This window comes from Bartonella sp. AA86SXKL, assembly GCF_042196885.1.
The window spans coordinates 1-17,211 of record NZ_JBHIRE010000024.1; the positions used below are offsets into that span (position 1 = coordinate 1).

Sequence of the window (17,211 nt, forward strand, 5' to 3'; positions counted from 1 at the left end):
AAAAAGAGTTTGTTGCAACAGCTGTTGGTTATGTTCCTTGGGGAGACGGAGCAGAGGAGTATTTTTACAACCTCTACAAATATGAAGACGGTACAAGAGAGTGTGAAAAGTTTGATGGTGGTCAGTATTACAAAACACCTAAGAATGCAGATTTTAGTACCAAAGCGCAAGTGAAAGCTTGGGTTTACGGTGGTGCTATTCCGAAAAGCGTTCTCAATTACGAACCTCTCATAGATGAGATCAATAAAGGCATAAAAAAACTATCAGAAGTTGCTTGATTTTAAAGAACATGACCTCTAGGTGTGAAGAAAGAAGGGCTAAGTCTTTCTAAAGATGCCCTACTTGCTCTAAAGGTGAAATATGTGGGATTGGGTTGTTATGCCGAGCTTGCCATAAATCATGCTTTTGTTGCAATTTAAGCCAAAATTCCGCATCATTTAAACCCGCTTTTTCTAACCGTAAAGCTAAGTTAATACTAATCGCGGCATGGCAGTTTAAGACGCGGGATAAAGTTAAACGTGCAACGCCAAGACGATTTGCAGCTTCTGTTACTGTTAACCCTAATTCATCAAGCAATTCTTCTTTCAAAATGCCGCCAGGGTGTGGAGGATTGTACATCATAATAACACCTCAAAACTCAATGGTAATCTTGATAATCAACCAGTTCAACGTCTGTCCCAATGAAACGAAAGGTAACACGCCAATTTCCATTGACACGCATTGACCAGTAACCTTTTAAATCGCCCGTAAGCGCATGTAGACGATACGATTTAAGAGTAACTTGTTCAGGCGCGGATATTGTATCTAAAATTACTAAAATGTTTGCTAATTTTTTAGCATGCGCGGGTTGTATGCCTTTGCAGACTCCTCGTTCAAAGAATAATTTCAATCCTTTATGCTTAAAACTAACGATTGCCATATATACCCTCTTGATACTTGATACTATACACCATGCATTTATGTCAATTGATTATTTGTCAAAGAGCGTCTTAAAACATAATTTTATATGTTAAAAAACAATAATATCGTTTTGAAATAATTGAAAAAATAAGCAAATCATGCTAAGATTTTCTATGTATTAACATACAAGTTTAAGGTAAGAAAAAACATGCTAAATAAAGTGTTGTTAATTGGCTATTTAGGGAATGATCCCGAAAGCAAAACAATGAATTCTGGAGCTGAAATAGTCAATTTTAGTATAGCAACTTCTGAAAGCTATACTGATAAAAAGACCAATCAAAAAATAGATAAAACGGAATGGCACTCCATTGTGGTTTTTAATCCACATTTAGCAAAAATTTCTCTTCAGTATCTCAGTAAAGGTTCAAAGGTTTACATAGAAGGCAAATTACAAACACGTAAATGGCAAGATAAAAATGGTCATGACCGTTACACAACAGAGATTGTCTTACCACAATTCAAAGGCGAGTTGTATTTGCTTGATGCCAAAAAAGAGCAATCGGCATTCCCTTCACCCATTACTTCTCAAAATTATGCTATCGCTTCAGGTGCTACTGATCATGGCACATCTCTTAACGATAGCATGCCATTCTGATTGAAAAAATAGAGCAAAAATAAGAATGTGGATTTCCACAGATACGGGGGATGTATGAGAAAGAAAGATGCCTACATTTCACAAGTGAAAGTACGTCAAGATCCTGTTAATCAATTGGCAATTGAAATGCGTGCTAAACGCTTCTGCTTGACCATAGAAGAGGCTAAAAGTCCGCTTGCTGGTTCTTATGTTGGGCGGCTATGTTTGCAAGGCGTGCTTACTCAAGATCAGTATGATGCTGCGCAAAAATATCTTGAAGTGAGAAATGACTATTCGTGTGCAAAAGGTTTGCCAAGCGCTGTTTATGATGAAATGCCATCATCTTCTGATGACAAAGCAAGAGAGAAGTGGGTTGAACGTGCAACAGAACAGTTTTGTAACATGCAAGAGGTAATCAAAGAAACACAATGCCTCTATAAACAGTATAATCTTTATGCGGCTCTACAATATCTTGTTAGTGAAGATCAAACGTTGCCATATCTTATAAATTCATTGCAGATTGCTCTGAATGCGCTTCATAGACATTTTACGCAAAAGCGCAAAAAAGACTATTGAATAGTAGGCTTTAGAGTGTTATATTTTTGTATAATACTGAAGGGAGCGTTTTATGCACACAACAAAATTACGTAAAGTTGGGGGATCAGTGATGCTCTCCATCCCACCTGCATTGCTTGATGTTCTTCACTTGACTGAAAATACCGAAGTTGGTTTGGCTATTGATAATGGTCGTCTTGTCGTGGGACCATCAGTCCAGCCGCGATACACGATGGCTGAGTTATTAGCTGCCTCCGATTATTCGCAACCACAATCACCTGAAGACCGTGAGTGGGTTGATTCCTCTGCTGTAGGGGGCGAGCTTATATGAGGCGTGGTGATATCTATATGGTAGATTTGGAACCAATCCAAGGACGAGAGCAGCGTGGGTACCGTCCTGTCGTCATTGTTTCTCCTGATGATTTTAATCAAGCAACAGGTTTACCAGTTATTTTGCCGATCACAAGCGGTGGAAATTTTGTTCGCCGTATTGGATTTGCAGTGCCGCTTACGGGTACAAGAACGAGGGGTGTTATTCGTTGCGATCAGCCTCGTGTTCTCGATTTGGTGGTGCGCAATGGGCGTAAAGTAGAAAGTTTGCCAACAGCTATTATGAATGAAGTATTAGCGAAGGTTGTCACGATCTTTAGTTGATCAATTATATGTAGAATCCAGTCTTCCAGATAAGATATTACCACATCTTGTAAGTTCATTACGGATTGTTCTGAATGCTCTACAGAAATATTTTGACAAAAAACTAAATGGTAGATGTTTTATGTTGTTTCTTTCGCTTTGACGTGAAATGTTTTTCTGTGTAATTCGTTGTATTTGTATTACAATGAATACAAAGATGAGGATTGCGTTATGACGATATCTATTCGGTTGTCAAGTGATCTCGAAACACGTTTGAATAATTTAGCTGCTAAGACAGGACGTACAAAGTCTTTTTATTTACGCGAGATTATTGAACGTGGAATAGAGGAAGCAGAGGATTATTATTTAGCCTCACAAGTAAGAGAGCGTGTTCGAAGGGGAGAGGGTACTTTTTATAGCTCTGAAGAGGTGAGGAAAGAGCTTGGCTTGGACGATTAGGTGTTAACAAACTGAAGCAAAGGCTGGGCAAATATTTTCATAAAAGCTTATCGCTATGTTGATTTAAAAGTAATCATCTGAGTAATCTAAATGTTTGAATTTCTTTTTTAATTCGTCCCGTTCTTCAATCGCCTCATCTCGTTCTCTAACAGCGTTGTCACGGTCTTTTATCACTAAATTATAAGAATTAACTAGCTCATTATGAGTATCGCAAAAAATTTTAAGTCCTCTTGACGCTAAAAACTCATACAGACCAACAGAGAAGATTGTTATTACCAACAAAATTTTTGTTGGGACTCCGAAAAAATGAAGTATAGAGATTCCTATTACTAGGCAAATTGTGATTTCGATCTCTACATACAAAAGAAACAAAAACAGCATGATTGGTACTGTAATTACGAGTACTATTATTCCCACATCTAAGGACTCGTAGAGGAGGATTCCTGTAGATATTATAGCTATAGATATCAGTACGTGCGTGAAATCACGACTATCATAATAATAATTATCACCTATTTCACAGTAGTGCGACGAAAATACATATCTAAAGATTGACCAGAAAATAGAAATAATCGATATTGCTGTCAAAACTCGAAGAGATAGAGAACCTGATATAAATAGTATATCAATTATTACTACTATTGCGCCAAAATACATTGATATTGGTTCCATAGTTTCCCCCCTTTTTTAGCAGTTCCCAGTCATATAATTGATTCGTTTAGAGGATACAATTGTGAATTGCTTAGTGCTAAAGACACTATATTTAGGTAATAAAATAAAAAATATACAATATCGTGATTTTTTTGTTGACAGGATATGAAAAATAGTGTTTTATGGCACTGCTGTACTGGTCGAATTGCGTCCAAAATTACAGCAGAGAATTCCTCATTAACTTCTTTTATTAAATTGACATGATGATTTAGAGCCCTGCGTTTTGCGGGGTTTTTTGTTATTTGGAGAAAGTATTTTATGACAGCAGAAAATACAAAGCAGGCTCCACAATCCAAAAAAATGCCACCCAATGCTGGAAAAGGGCGAATAAAAGGCGTTCCCAATAAAACAACGAGCCTTTTAAAAGAGTCGGTCATTGAAGCTGCTGAACGAGCAGGCAAGAAATATGGTAAAGAGGGCTTGATCTCTTATCTGGAAAAGCAAGCAATCAAATGCCCCGCTGCTTATTTGGCATTATTGGGGAAGATTTTGCCTCTTCAAGTGACAGGCGAGGATGGCGGGGCGATTAAAATGATAGGGCGCGTGGAAATAGCCCCTTTGGTTTATGACAACGAGACAGATTAAGATTGTACCAAAACTCATTCCTATTTTTACAGGAGACGCTTTGGTACGCGCGGCTTGGGGTGGGCGAGGCTCTGGAAAGACAAGATCATTTGCCTTGATGGCTGCTTTAAAAGGCTATCAATTTGGTATGGGAGGGATATCGGGGACTATTCTTTGTGCACGTCAGTTTCAAAATTCGCTAGCAGAGAGTTCATTGGAGGAGATTAAGCGCGCCATTGAAGCCCATGATTTTTTAAGGGACTATTATAAGGTTGGGGAAGCTTCTATTAAATCAAATGATGGTCGTATAGCCTTTCAGTTTTCTGGTCTGGACCGTAATATTGCGAGCATTAAATCGATGGGGCGCATTTTGCTTTGTTGGGTTGATGAGGCAGAGCCCGTGACAGAAACAGCTTGGCAGACTCTCATTCCAACGTTGCGTGAAGAAGGCGAGGGGTGGAGAGCAGAGTTATGGGTGACATGGAACCCGTTGCGAGAGAATGCCCCCGTTGAGAAGCGGTTTCGCTTTTCAGACAATGAGGCAATCAAACGTGTTGAGATCAACTGGTCAGACAATGTAAGATATAATATTAAAAAACACAATAAAGTCAATATGTTGTTTGCAATTATTTTATATGAATCCACTCAAGAATCCATCTTTTTATGCGTGTCTAAATTGATCATTTTTTATATAAGATTGGCATGTATGAATAGACCATAAAAAGCAAATCATGATGTAAATATTATAACGCATGTAAACATTCAAATGAAATGAAAAGCAGATATCATTCATAACAGTTTATAAATCTTATGATACGTTTTTATCACAGCACAAATCACATTGTTTAAAAATTTAGTTGTTTGAAATTATCGATAACATAAATTGTATACGTTTAAAGATCACATCTTGTTTTAAAGATTGGTTTGTTTAATCGTATAAAGACCAAAATTATTGTTCCCCAAAATTAAGAAGCGTAAAATCTAAAAATGCTATAGCAATATCTTATTATCTATTAGAGGGTAATCGTTTGAAACTGTTATAAGATAAATTGTATCAAAAGATACGCATTTATAGAAAATACAGATCATATAATTTTCCCCCAAATTGGGAAAAACCTCTAAAATGGCATTAAAGAAATTAACTGTTTGAACCTGTCATAAGCTTATAGGTTTAATTTAAAAAATTGCATAAAAGGATTAAGGATAAAATCGCTTTTAAAACGCTTACTAAAAGTTAAAAAAACGATAAAGAGGTATTTTATATCTTATGAAATGAAAAGCCTTTTAATGAATAGATTGCAGACTAGTTTTTAAGAACGGAATTATTCGCTTCCACAAAAAAATGGAGGCGGGTAATACCATAGCAGTAAAATACTATTTTACCTTAGATATGGTACTAAAAAACGTTTTAAAAGTTACCATTTAAAAGTACAGAGCACAAATATAGAGCGATTAATTTGCAAAGAAGTTCTGTTTAAAAGAAACTTATGAAAGCCTTTCTAAATGAACGTTTAAACGTTTGAAACGGATGTTTATAACAGTTTTTAAAGCCTTGCGTTTGATAAAAGCGGTTGTTTATTGTCTTATGAGAGTTTGTTTTAAAAGCCAACGTTTGCAACTGTAAAAAACGGGTTTTGTTAAAGCTATCAAGCGTTTTGATTTGTTTGATAGGTTTTGATTTTAGAATATAAGTTATTTGAATTCACTCAACTCAATTTTAAGGTCAACATATTGGAACGTTTTAAAAGAAGCATTTTGATCATGGGCTTTGTTTTCAATGAATCTCTTTAAAATATAAAGACGTTATGATTAATACGTTTGAGAGAAATGAAAAGCGTTCATTCAAATGAGTGAGTAAAAATCATACGCATTATTTGCATTCCTTTTGATAAGTTTTCATATCTCAATAGAGCGCTTGCAATATAATACGTGTTGTATATATGCATTCATTACTCCATTGTGGATGATTATTTTTCTATCATTATAATCGTTATTTGAAAGCCGCGTCATATCACTTGACACGGCTTTCTTTTATGAATGCTCTCTTTTATGATATGTATATTAAGCAATTATCTTATAATGCGTTTATAGCCATCAAGAAGGCACTCCTATGTCTATTTTTATTCTGTTTCATCAACAATCTTGACAAGGTTATCGCTTTCATAAACCTCATAATTTATAGGAACTTCCCTTACTTTGCTTTTCTTGGTTAATTTCGCATTGCCATAAGCGCGACCCCAGACCTTAGTATAGAATAAAACCTTGGCATTGCCAAAAACAGAGCCATAAATTTCAGCACAACCGCCCACCAAAGCACCACCATAGACCTTGCCATGTATTTTTGCACGACCATTAATAAAGGCATAATTATAAACCTTGGCATAGCTATGAATACGGGCAGAGCCAGCAACAATGGCGCGACCATAGACGCGTGCATAACTAAAAACCGTAGCATCATAAGAAACATGAGCATAATCATAAATATGAGCATCAGCAAGAACACGGGCAGCACCACTCACATGAGCATACCCATAAACATTGCCATAAACATGAGCATTGCCATAGACACAAGCATGGTCATAAATTTTTGCGTATTGAGAGATGAAAGCCTTGCCATAGATTTCACAATTCCCATAGACTTGACCACAAACTTGAGAAAAATGCCGTATTTTTGCATTTTCAGAAACGACGGCATAGCCATACACACAAGCTTTATCATAAACCCAGCAATTGCCATCATGGGATAGATTAGCTTCCTTTTCAATAAAGCCCCCTAAATCCCCCGTCTTAACATCATCAAAATCTTTTAAAGCTTTAATGCGATAAAGATTTATAATATTTCGAGTAAGAGCATGTTTGATTTTTTTGATTTCACTGGTTAATTCGTATTTTTGAGACATAGAAATACCCTCACAATCTAATGTGATAAACGTTTTCTAAATAAAATTTGAAATGGGAAATTTGGTTGGAAAGCAGGCGCCCCCGCCACGCACAAGCCATTATTTACGCAGCGTCTTTTATGGTTTGATCACAAATTTTAATATGACCATTCAGTTTTTTTGTATCTATATATGAATTGCCAAAAACACTCACTTGATCACAAATGTATGTATAGCCTGTAATTTTTGCATTCTCATAAATACAAGCATTATCACCAACTATAGCAAAAAACCAAACTTGAGCATTGCCAAAAATCTTTGCATTGCCATAAGCTTGTGCATAGCCAGTCAATAAAGCATTATCATAGATCTTAGCATGACCTTTTATAACAGCCCTGTCCGATACCTCAGCATGATTTAAAACGCAGGCATAATCGTAAACATAAATTTTTCCAAAAACCAAGGCATGATCAGCAACCCTTGCATTGTTATAAATTTTTGCACAATCAAAAACCTTAGCATTTCCTTCAATTTTTGCATTATCGAAAACATAAGCATTATTATAAACACAAGCATTATCATAGACCCAGCAATTGCCATCATGCGAGAGGTTGTTTTCATTTTCTATAAAGCCACCCAAGGCACCCGCCTTGACATTATCAAAATCTTTTAATGCTTTAATTCTATATAAAGTACGACCTTCAATAATATGAGTTTCATTAGTCAATTCGTATTTTTTAGTTACAGTTATAGCGTTCATAGGTAACTCCCTAAGTTCATATTTGATAAATTTTCAAATGAGATGTTTAAAGGAGGGGCGTCCCCGCCGCGCCTAGTGTTAATTACACAGCCTCGTCATAATACTCATGACGGTAATAATCATCATCACTTCCAAATCTTGGAATTGCCTCATCATGAATTTGATCCTCTTCAGTTAAAGAGGCAGCACTATGAACACAAGAAGAACCAGATACATAAGAACCACAAACCACGGCATCATCAACGACATAGGAATCATCACAAATATAAGCACCATCACTTATTTTTGCATTGCCACCGACATGAGCATTATCACAAATAACAGACATATCAGAAATATGAGCATGGCCACTTACACGGGCGTTATCATAAATTTTAACATTGCCTTCAATAACCACGGCGTTTTCAACATGGGCATTGCCATAAACCTCACAATAATCATTTATTGCCATGCCTTGAAAAATAGCATTACCATAAATTTTAGCATCGCCATAAACGTCTACAAAAAAGCCTTTGACTTTAGCATTGTCATAAACCCTTGCATTTTCAAAAACACGCGCTTTATCATAAACCCAGCAATTGCCTTTGTGAGATAAGTTGCTTTCCTTTTCAATAAAGCCCCCTAGATCGCCAGCTTTAACATCCCCAAAATCTCTTAAAGCACGAATGCGATATAAGAAATGACCAGCTACGCAATCCATTTCACTAGTAAATTCATATTTTTTGGATATTTTTTTCTTATTAACGGGAGTGTTTTTTACTATATTTGTCATATTTAAAACCTAACTGTAAAGAAGTTTTCAATTGACAACCCTATAAGGGCGCCGGGTGTTGAAAACACGGCAGTTAGTCCGTTGCTACGCTTTTCCCATAAGGGTATTGTATAGCATAGCTACACCCGACATAATCATCATATATGCTAACTAAAGCATAAAAGATAGTCAGTTTTTAATAGGATTAGGTTTATCGTAACCTAGTCGCTAACTGTAAGTGTTTTCATCACTTGATTATTTATATAACAAAATACGTATTTATTGTCAATTAATATTTCATCTTTTTTGATATTTTTTAAATACGTTATGTATTGATAATATCTTATGCTTATGAATTGCTTATTTTATATTTATATGCGTTTAAAGCTATATTATGGGCTTTCTTAAACGATTGCGTTATGTTTTGAATCTATACATTGATAATATTTAGAAACGCTCTCATAATGCGTATTTTTAACTTTATAACCTATCAGTTTTTTCACTAAATGAATTTAAAATTTTTTGTGAATTTTGTTTATAACACATTTGCAACTTAACAGTTTTTTATAGAGATGGTCTTTATAACCAATGCATTCATTTGCATTTTTGCTTTATTCAAATAAGGCTGTTATTTTTACGCATTCTCTATAGCTGTTATATGCTTTATAGCCATGGCATCATTTTTCATTTTCATAAGAGAAACGATAAATAGGATATAGGATAATTACGATTTATAGATTGTTATGAAAACATCTCAATAGAAACTGATAATTATAGAGATTAGCAAAATCCTTTTTATGAATTTTTATCAGTTCTTTTGAAGATATAAACTTATGATTTTAGAGAATTGATTACAACGTGCTTTATGAAAGCATATGATCTTTTAAAGCCTTTCAAAAGATAGCTTGTACCCCATAAGAAATGCTATCAAGATCATTAGGTTATGAGTTTTGAAGGGATTTTGAGTTTTGAGGGTTGCTGCTATTATGTAAAAAAACGATAAAAAGTAAAAACATTATATTTCAATAGGTTAATATTTTATAGACCTAAAAAAAACAACTCATATTGATAATATAACCTATAAATTCAACTAATAATATACGTTTTGAGGGGGTTTTGACGGTTTTTACACCTTCAAAACCTATAAGCAAAATGAATATATATAACCCTCTTTAAACAAAGCTTTTGAAAAGGATAAAGCACTCATTTTAGATTACGGTATAATCTCTTAAAGGCAATGTAAAAAAATCTAATTCTATTTAAGAGTGGGTTTCTTAAAAGTCTTAAAGCAATCCAAATAAGAGTATTTAAAAGTACAAAGCCTTATTTTTAGAATAACGCATATTAGGATTGTATCTAATCAACTTAACAAAAGAGGTATAGATTATGGTTATAAGCTCTATACCCCTTATGCGTTTATCATACCCATTATGTGAGCATGCTTTATAAGTTATTCAGTTTCTCTTAATACCAAATTTGGTAAGTTTTTTACGATTTTCATGGTTTCTAAACTTACGGTAATAACCCTTTGAAATAATTCTAGAGGGTAGGCAGGGTTGCCAATGGTCTCAACAGCATAACGATTGGCATCATTGACAATACCACTCTTTTTATCAGTCTTAACGCATTGACGCCCCATAACCCATTCAAGAGCAGGTTTGCCATTAACGATATACTCATAAGCTTCAAGAGGGATATCTGTCATAGTGATATTGCTGTTATAAATGACAGTTGATTTATCCTTTTCCTTACTATTCTTAATTTTTGCGAATTTCATTTCAGTTACATAATAGAATTTTTCTGGATTAGAGATCTCTGTCTGTTTTGGATTGCCCTTTTTAAAGGTCACTGGATAAAGTTCTACATCTTCATAATTCACATGCAAATGACCCAATTCACGTCCTGCTGTTACAAATTTCCAAAAATCATCAGCACTTTTAACACAAGGGATACGAGGCAATTCTTTAGAAAGGTTATCAGCATAACGAGAGCGATAATCTTCCGAATGCAAAAGACCGTAAACATAATAGAATAGATCATCTTTTGTTATGGTTTCATTAGGATAAGCTGCTTTAAAATGTGCTAGACCTTCATCAGTAATGGCATCACGCTTCTGTAAACCAGCTGTTGTGTTTGCTTCTGTAAAGTCTGTAAATAAATGGGATTGTTTTTTGTTTTTATTCTTTGAAATTGTAGTCTCTTCATAAAAATATCTTGGAAAGCATTGGCTAGCAGCCATAGCATTAACATCAGGTAAATCTTTTATCATTAGGGTAGAAAAACCATTTACTCCTATACCTGTAATTTGTATTACCTTATTTTCGACTACTTGCCCCATCGGAAATATACGAGGCATCTGGTAAGTTCTTTCATTAAAAATACGATTGTAATAGAGCCATTGCTTTGTAAAGGGACGATAAAGACTTTGAACTGAACAATTACTTTCAAATTCGGAAATTTTTCCTCTTACAAACTCTTCTTTTAGACTACTACTCCAACTGATTTTTTTAGCATCAACGTTAACAAAATTGTCTACAGCATTTTTACGTATCCTGCTATCAACATGCCCATAAGCATTATTAAAACGTTGTACTTCGCTATTATAGAACGTGATCATGTTATTCATGTTTTTCGCTAAGCATTCACGACTTGAATTGTATGTCCAAATATCACGGCATGTCAAAATACCGCGAGAATAAGTTTCAAATAGCTTTTTAACATGCCCTTTTTTAACACCTAGAGCTAGGAATGTCTTAAAACTGTCATTACGTTGATTGATCCAATCACCGTACTTGTCTGGTGTAATTATTTGCCAACCGTCTTCACGTGTAATACCACCAACACTACCAAAGTATTGAAGCCTCTCAAGTTTTTTTTCGGTGGAAAGATTATTACCAATGTCATGATAGTAAATTTTACATTCTCCAGAAACATTGGGATTTTTAATAAACAAGGTCACGGCAATACCCGTCATACTACCATTGCCGAAAATATTCTCACCTTCTTGAGCGTTATTTTTATTCATCATATTTTTACGGATATCACCTCGTAAATTAAGTACATAAATACTCGTAAATTCTTTGGCTAAAGATTTTCGTAAGCTGTCCATTGTTGGCTTGTCTATGTAACCAGAACCAGAAACAAAACCGATTACTCCAGCATTATCAATACGGTCACTCGCCCAGCGAATGGCACGAATATAACTATCATAAAGTCTATTAATATTATTTGCTCTAGATTGAACAGCATAAGTTTCACGAATACGATTATCTAGTATAGGATAAGGAGTATTTTTTGCATTATCGTTTTCATTCTTTTGTCCTACTGAATAAGGCGGGTTGCCAAAGATAACTTTAATATCCAGTTTCTTTTGATGTTCCAGATATTCACTGTTTTCTTTGAATAATTTTTGCAGAAGGCTTTTCTCTTCAAGCATGCGAAATGTATCGGTCAAACCAATATGTTTAAAAGGAATATACTCTCCTTTCATGATACTATGATAGGTCGATTCAATGTTAATCGCTGCTATGTAATAGGCTAGCAAAACAATCTCATTGGCATGAATATCATGACGGAATTTATATTCCATATCCTCTGGTTTGATGAGCTTGGATTGTAAAAGCCGTGTAATAAAGGTCCCCGTTCCAGTGAAAGGGTCGAGAATAGAAACACCCCGTGACCCCAAGCTTTTTCCAAACTCATTACGCAACACATCATCAACAGAATGAATGATAAAATCAACAACCTCAACGGGCGTATAAACAATCCCAAGCCTATCCGTGGTTTTCTTAAATGCCTTGGAAAAGAAATCCTCGTAAAGTTTGATAATAAGATTCTGTCTTGCTTGGGGTTCGGTTATCCCAGAGGCGCGGAATTTTACACTATTATAAAACCCTTGGAGTTCTAAAGACTCTTGCTTGATATCGGTTTTATCCAACTCAGCTAAAATTCTTTCCATCGCTTGTGAGATGCTATTGTTCTGGACAAATTCATTGCCCTCAAACAAAGCTTCAAACACGGGACGCGTCACAAGATGTTGTCCTAACATCTCAAGGGCTTCCTCTTGCGTAATACTGTCGTTTAAATTGCTCTTTAATTCCTTATGAAACGCATCAAAAGCACACCGCGCTTTGCCTTTCTCATCAGAAAGAATATCTTTAAGATGATTGATATGGTTTTGAGCAATCTCAGCAACATTGTTCGCCCATATGCCCCAATAATCAGAAAGGGTTGATCTTTTAATCAGAACCGTTTTAAGGGCGCGAGGGAATGCCGCCACAAAATTGAAGCTTGTTTGTCCATTATGCATGGAAAGCGATTTACGAATTGGAGAGACATTGCTTGCGCTTGCATGCTCTGCTCTTGCAGGAAGCGGGATATCGTCAACAACCGTGGTGACATTCTCTAAATCCATATTTTGAGAAACCGTTATAATCTCTAAAATAGGGCTTACATCTTGTCCTAAATTCATCTGATTAAGCGTTTTACTAAAATTCTCATCATGAGAAAGCAGGGCATCGAGAACTTGCCAAACAACACTGTATTTTGGATTGTTCTTTAAAGCTTTTTCGGGGTCAATTCCAGCCGGCACTCCAACGGGTAAAATGATATAGCCTCTTTTCTTGCCTGGAGCGCGCCGCATCACACGTCCTACCGCCTGTATCACATCGACTTGGCTTTTACGCGGGTGTAAAAACATCACCGCATCCAAGGTAGGCACATCGACACCTTCAGACAAACAGCGTACATTGGTAAGCACACGGCAATGATTTTCCCCCACATTTTCTTCCAACCAATCCAGTTTTCTTGACCGTTCCTTGGCGCCATCCTTCCCATCAATATGATCAACTTCACAGATCAGACGGGGTGTATCGGGGTGGTTTTGATAAAGTCTATTGAAAATCCGCTTAACCCCTTTTCCTTGGAAGGTATCACGGATATTTTTAGAGGTCTTGATATCTTTACAAAAAGCCAAAGCCCGCCGCATGGGGCTCGTATCATCTCCAAGATCAGCTTTTAGATCCAGTTTGGTTAAAGCTTGATAACAGCCAACAATTTTTGTTCTATAATCTAAAGTAAGTTCATAATCTTTACTTGTGGTAGGCATCTCCATGGTTTTACTGATTTTCCCCTCATCAACCCCCAAAACAATAATCTTATAAGGGGTTAACAGTTCATTCTTGACCGCATCAGTGAAGCTATAAGTATAAAGCGCTTTTCCATAAATGGCTTCATTATCCATAGAGGCTAAAACAGCATCAACCTCATCGGCACGCCTTTTGGCATGGTTACTAAAGATACGAGGCGTTGCTGTCATGTATAGACGTTTCTTGCCTCGAATAAGACTGTTATCATGAACCTTGATAAAATCAGATTCATTGTCGTCAGTTCCTAATGATGCCCCCGTTGTTCTATGCGCCTCATCACAAATAATCAGATCAAAGGCTGCTAAACCATGATCCTTTTGCCCATCAACAATCACTTGTATTGATTGATAGGTTGCAAAAATAACACTCATCGCATGGGGAGAAGAGTTTCCTACTTTCTCTACAAGCCTAGAGGCATCTGTGGTAGCAGGGAGGGCTAAATCCGATGCCGATATTTCCCCATCATCTTCTTGGTTTTTACGACGCTTGCCGATTTGCTTATCGGAACACACGGCAAAGCAACGCAAGGGCACTTGTGCATCGGCTGTCCATTCACGAATGCTTTGTGACATCAAGGCAAGAGAAGGGACCAAAAACAATACATGCTTGCCTTGACCTGCTATCTGTTCTGCTATCTTCAAACTGGTGAAAGTCTTGCCCGTTCCACATGCCATAATGAGCTTGCCACGGTCTGCTTCTTTTAAACCTTCACAAACCGCTTTGAGCGCTTCTTTCTGATGATCTAAAAGCTTTTTCTTCGTTTGCTCATAAAGAACAATGTTGCCTGTCTTATCAAAAATACCCCAATCGATTTGACTATTTTCCATATCAAACAAATTAATCCGATAAACCGGAACCGCTTGCCCTTCAATCATGGTATTGGCATTTTCGCTTAAGTCTTTTTCGGTGCTATCAATGAGAAGACGGTATTTAAATCTCTTTTTACCAGAAATGGCGATAAAGCTTTCAATATCATCTTGGGTAATCTGATGATTGGTCTCATAAAATTGACAGCGAATAGCAACATAATCGTCTTGATCACGAATTTTCGCTACCAAATCAATATCGGTGTCTGTATCGCTTCCTTTCCACCCCTTTTCGTCAGCAACCTCTCTATAAGTTTGAACCTTTTCGTATTCTTGGCATTGAAGCGGGTCTTGCGTCAAATAAGCTATGACAAACTTTTCAAAAGCGGCTTGCTTATCTTGCTCTGATATCGCTTGATCACGATAGGCTTGTAAGAGAGAGCGTAAAGAAACGTGTTTATTATCAGAATAAAGAGGGTGAGACATAAAGAACAGACTCCATGACAATATATTCTACAGATCGATTCTCTTTCAAAAGAATCAAAATGAAGCTTATTAAATCCATTTTGAACGAATTGAGAAAAAATGTAGAAAAATGCTAAAAAAAGCCGCTCTTTTTTTCAAAAAGGGTTTTTAAAGGTTGTTTATCCACAGCCCATGAGAGAGATCAGATCAGCAAAATAGTGAAATTTGCTGTTCGTTTCACGTATTCATCAAGACAAATGAACTATGTACATAAAAATATCAGAATGAGTATTTTGATAAGTTTTATTACGAATTTTGCTTATAGGTTTTGAAGGTGTAAAAACCGTCAAAACCCCCTCAAAACGTATATTATTAGTTGAATTTATAGGTTGTGTTATCAATATGAGTTGTTTTTTAAGATCTGTAAAATCTTAACACATTGAAATATAATGTTTTTATTTTTTATCATTTTTTTACATAATAGCAGCAACCCTCAAAACTCAAAACCCCATCAAAACCTATAGAGGTTGTGTTTTGGATATCTTTGACACAAGGTTAAAAGGACTCTTTATGTTTCTTCTTTAAAAAATGATAAAACAAAAACCCTCAAAGATAATTCGTAAACCCTCTGTTGGTACGATAAGATCTTTGAAGGTTTTAAGAATAACAAAAGATTACAATGACTTCATTGTTTTATGCTGTTGTTTTTAACGAAAGGATTCCATTCATAGCGTATGGTAGGTCGACCGCTTTGAGAGCTATTTTCCACTGATATTTGACGAATATGATTGGAACGACATAAGAGCTCTAAAGCTTGCTTAACGGCTCCATTATCTGTTAAACCGATCCAACTTCTTTGATGAATATCACGTAAAGTAAAAACATCGGGTAAATGATCACAGCGCTCGACAATCAATTGTGCCCCCTCTGTTGCTAAATTATCCCCCGCCGCATAAAGACGTTTGGCATGACTTAACAAATATTTTTCCCATCGCAAGGCTGTTTGAAGGGCATCTTTATTGATTTCAAAACGCCCCCCTTCGGTTAATTCAAAAATCAATGCAAGACTTACTATGGTTTTAGGCATTTTCAAAAGATGCGCTTGTAAGCTTTCAGAAAGGTTGTTCTCTTTGGCTTCTTTAAAAATCTTTTGCATCCATTCACGAAACATCTCTTGAGCTTCAGCAGAAAAGCGCATCACAAGAGGGTGTTCTGGTGAACCAAGGGGGTTATCATAAAGAGAACGAAATGCCCCTTCATAAGTTTCCCATGCCTCTTGATTGGGCGGTCTATCAACCCATTTCCAATCTTTTGTCTCATCGGGAAAGACAAGCATTTGAAAGCGTTGTAAGAAACCATCATTGCCTTTGCCATATAAAACATTGCGTATAAAGGGCAGAATGCGAGAGGGTTGAATGCCCCCTATAATAGAGACGGTTGCATTGGGAATAAAAATGGTTCCACGCCCAATCCGGTCATAAGTAAATTGACCATCTCCATTAAAAGCTTCCAAATAAAAGGAACGGTCTGTTTGATATTCCTTCCGTTCCATATCTGTTAAGAAACCGGATAATTCATCACGCACCATCAAGAGACCACGGGGGTTTTCTTTTAAAAGTTCCCCAAGCTTTTCAACGGTCACATCATTGACAATAAAACGAGAGACATCATCATCATGCGCATTGTCTTTAGAGAGGGTTTCAGACAAAAGAGCACGGGCTGTTTCAAGATCTCCCTTTTTGATTGCTTTATGGGCTTGTTTTTTCTTTTCAGACTTGTCTAAAGTTTCAAGTATCTCTTCAATTTCTTGTCTCTCTTTCTGCTTTAGCCAGTCTTTATACCATTTCTTTTGAAGGCAAGTGATAGGAGTTAAAGCGGCTTGCATGGTAGGTGTTTTCATGGTTGAAGGTTGACCAATAAGAGCGCCCCAGAGATTAGGGACAATCT

15 protein-coding genes and 1 pseudogene are annotated in these 17,211 nt (G+C 36.2%); 8 read left to right on the forward strand and 8 right to left on the reverse strand.

Going from position 1 to position 17,211, the window contains the following annotated elements:
* A partial coding sequence (locus ACFIO5_RS08150) for a hypothetical protein (RefSeq protein ID WP_375705215.1) occupies positions 1 to 278 on the forward strand: 278 nt, incomplete at its 5' end.
* 49 nt (positions 279 to 327) lie between these two features.
* Here ACFIO5_RS08150 and ACFIO5_RS08155 read toward each other — a convergent pair.
* Together ACFIO5_RS08155 and ACFIO5_RS08160 are read right to left on the reverse strand one after the other, a co-directional pair.
* On the reverse strand, positions 328 to 621 hold the full coding sequence (locus ACFIO5_RS08155; protein ID WP_375618724.1) for a HigA family addiction module antitoxin: 294 nt from the start codon (positions 619 to 621) through the stop codon (positions 328 to 330).
* A gap of 16 nt (positions 622 to 637) precedes the next feature.
* Positions 638 to 919 (reverse strand): type II toxin-antitoxin system RelE/ParE family toxin, encoded by a 282-nt coding sequence (locus ACFIO5_RS08160; RefSeq protein WP_252619286.1) that lies wholly within the window; start codon positions 917 to 919, stop codon positions 638 to 640.
* Between the two features lie 189 nt (positions 920 to 1,108).
* On the opposite strand from ACFIO5_RS08160, the gene ssb reads away from it, so the two are divergent.
* From ssb to relB, 5 genes are all read left to right on the forward strand, one after another.
* On the forward strand, positions 1,109 to 1,555 hold the full coding sequence (gene ssb, locus ACFIO5_RS08165; protein WP_375705216.1) for a single-stranded DNA-binding protein: 447 nt from the start codon (positions 1,109 to 1,111) through the stop codon (positions 1,553 to 1,555).
* Between the two features lie 54 nt (positions 1,556 to 1,609).
* Entirely contained in the window at positions 1,610 to 2,110 is a 501-nt protein-coding gene (locus ACFIO5_RS08170) for a hypothetical protein (RefSeq protein WP_375634842.1), read from the forward strand.
* Between the two features lie 52 nt (positions 2,111 to 2,162).
* Positions 2,163 to 2,420 carry an AbrB/MazE/SpoVT family DNA-binding domain-containing protein gene (locus ACFIO5_RS08175; RefSeq protein ID WP_100131165.1) on the forward strand — a complete coding sequence of 86 codons (258 nt, stop codon included), beginning with the start codon at positions 2,163 to 2,165 and terminating at the stop codon, positions 2,418 to 2,420.
* On the forward strand, positions 2,417 to 2,743 hold the full coding sequence (locus tag ACFIO5_RS08180) for a type II toxin-antitoxin system PemK/MazF family toxin (protein ID WP_007346765.1): 327 nt from the start codon (positions 2,417 to 2,419) through the stop codon (positions 2,741 to 2,743). Before ACFIO5_RS08175 ends, ACFIO5_RS08180 begins: the two co-directional genes overlap by 4 nt.
* 210 nt (positions 2,744 to 2,953) lie before the next feature.
* Entirely contained in the window at positions 2,954 to 3,181 is a 228-nt protein-coding gene (gene relB, locus ACFIO5_RS08185) for a type II toxin-antitoxin system RelB family antitoxin (RefSeq protein ID WP_375607309.1), read from the forward strand.
* A gap of 63 nt (positions 3,182 to 3,244) precedes the next feature.
* Here relB and ACFIO5_RS08190 read toward each other — a convergent pair whose 3' ends face one another.
* Entirely contained in the window at positions 3,245 to 3,853 is a 609-nt protein-coding gene (locus ACFIO5_RS08190; protein WP_375607310.1) for an FxsA family protein, read from the reverse strand.
* Positions 3,854 to 4,150: 297 nt separating this feature from the next.
* On the opposite strand from ACFIO5_RS08190, the gene ACFIO5_RS08195 reads away from it, so the two are divergent.
* Together ACFIO5_RS08195 and ACFIO5_RS08200 are read left to right on the forward strand one after the other, a co-directional pair.
* A complete protein-coding gene (locus ACFIO5_RS08195; protein WP_375616856.1) occupies positions 4,151 to 4,477 on the forward strand; it encodes a hypothetical protein in 327 nt (108 codons plus the stop codon).
* Positions 4,458 to 5,042: pseudogene (locus ACFIO5_RS08200) on the forward strand (phage terminase large subunit); the annotation flags it as partial. The gene ACFIO5_RS08195 and the pseudogene ACFIO5_RS08200, both read left to right, overlap by 20 nt.
* A 1,534-nt stretch (positions 5,043 to 6,576) precedes the next feature.
* Here the strand turns inward: ACFIO5_RS08200 and ACFIO5_RS08205 are convergent.
* The 5 genes from ACFIO5_RS08205 to ACFIO5_RS08225 form a co-directional block, all read right to left on the reverse strand.
* Positions 6,577 to 7,356, reverse strand: a complete 780-nt coding sequence (locus tag ACFIO5_RS08205; protein ID WP_375705217.1) for a hypothetical protein — start codon at positions 7,354 to 7,356, stop codon at positions 6,577 to 6,579.
* A 103-nt stretch (positions 7,357 to 7,459) separates the two neighbouring features.
* Positions 7,460 to 8,095, reverse strand: a complete 636-nt coding sequence (locus tag ACFIO5_RS08210) for an LbetaH domain-containing protein (protein WP_375705218.1) — start codon at positions 8,093 to 8,095, stop codon at positions 7,460 to 7,462.
* A gap of 82 nt (positions 8,096 to 8,177) precedes the next feature.
* Positions 8,178 to 8,867, reverse strand: coding sequence for an LbetaH domain-containing protein (locus ACFIO5_RS08215; RefSeq protein ID WP_375705219.1), 690 nt, complete (start codon positions 8,865 to 8,867; stop codon positions 8,178 to 8,180).
* Between the two features lie 1,429 nt (positions 8,868 to 10,296).
* Complete coding sequence (locus ACFIO5_RS08220; protein WP_375705220.1) at positions 10,297 to 15,285, reverse strand: DEAD/DEAH box helicase; 4,989 nt, start codon at positions 15,283 to 15,285, stop codon at positions 10,297 to 10,299.
* A 664-nt stretch (positions 15,286 to 15,949) separates the two neighbouring features.
* Positions 15,950 to 17,211 (reverse strand): YfjI family protein (locus tag ACFIO5_RS08225; protein WP_375705221.1); only part of this gene is annotated, 1,262 nt, incomplete at its 5' end.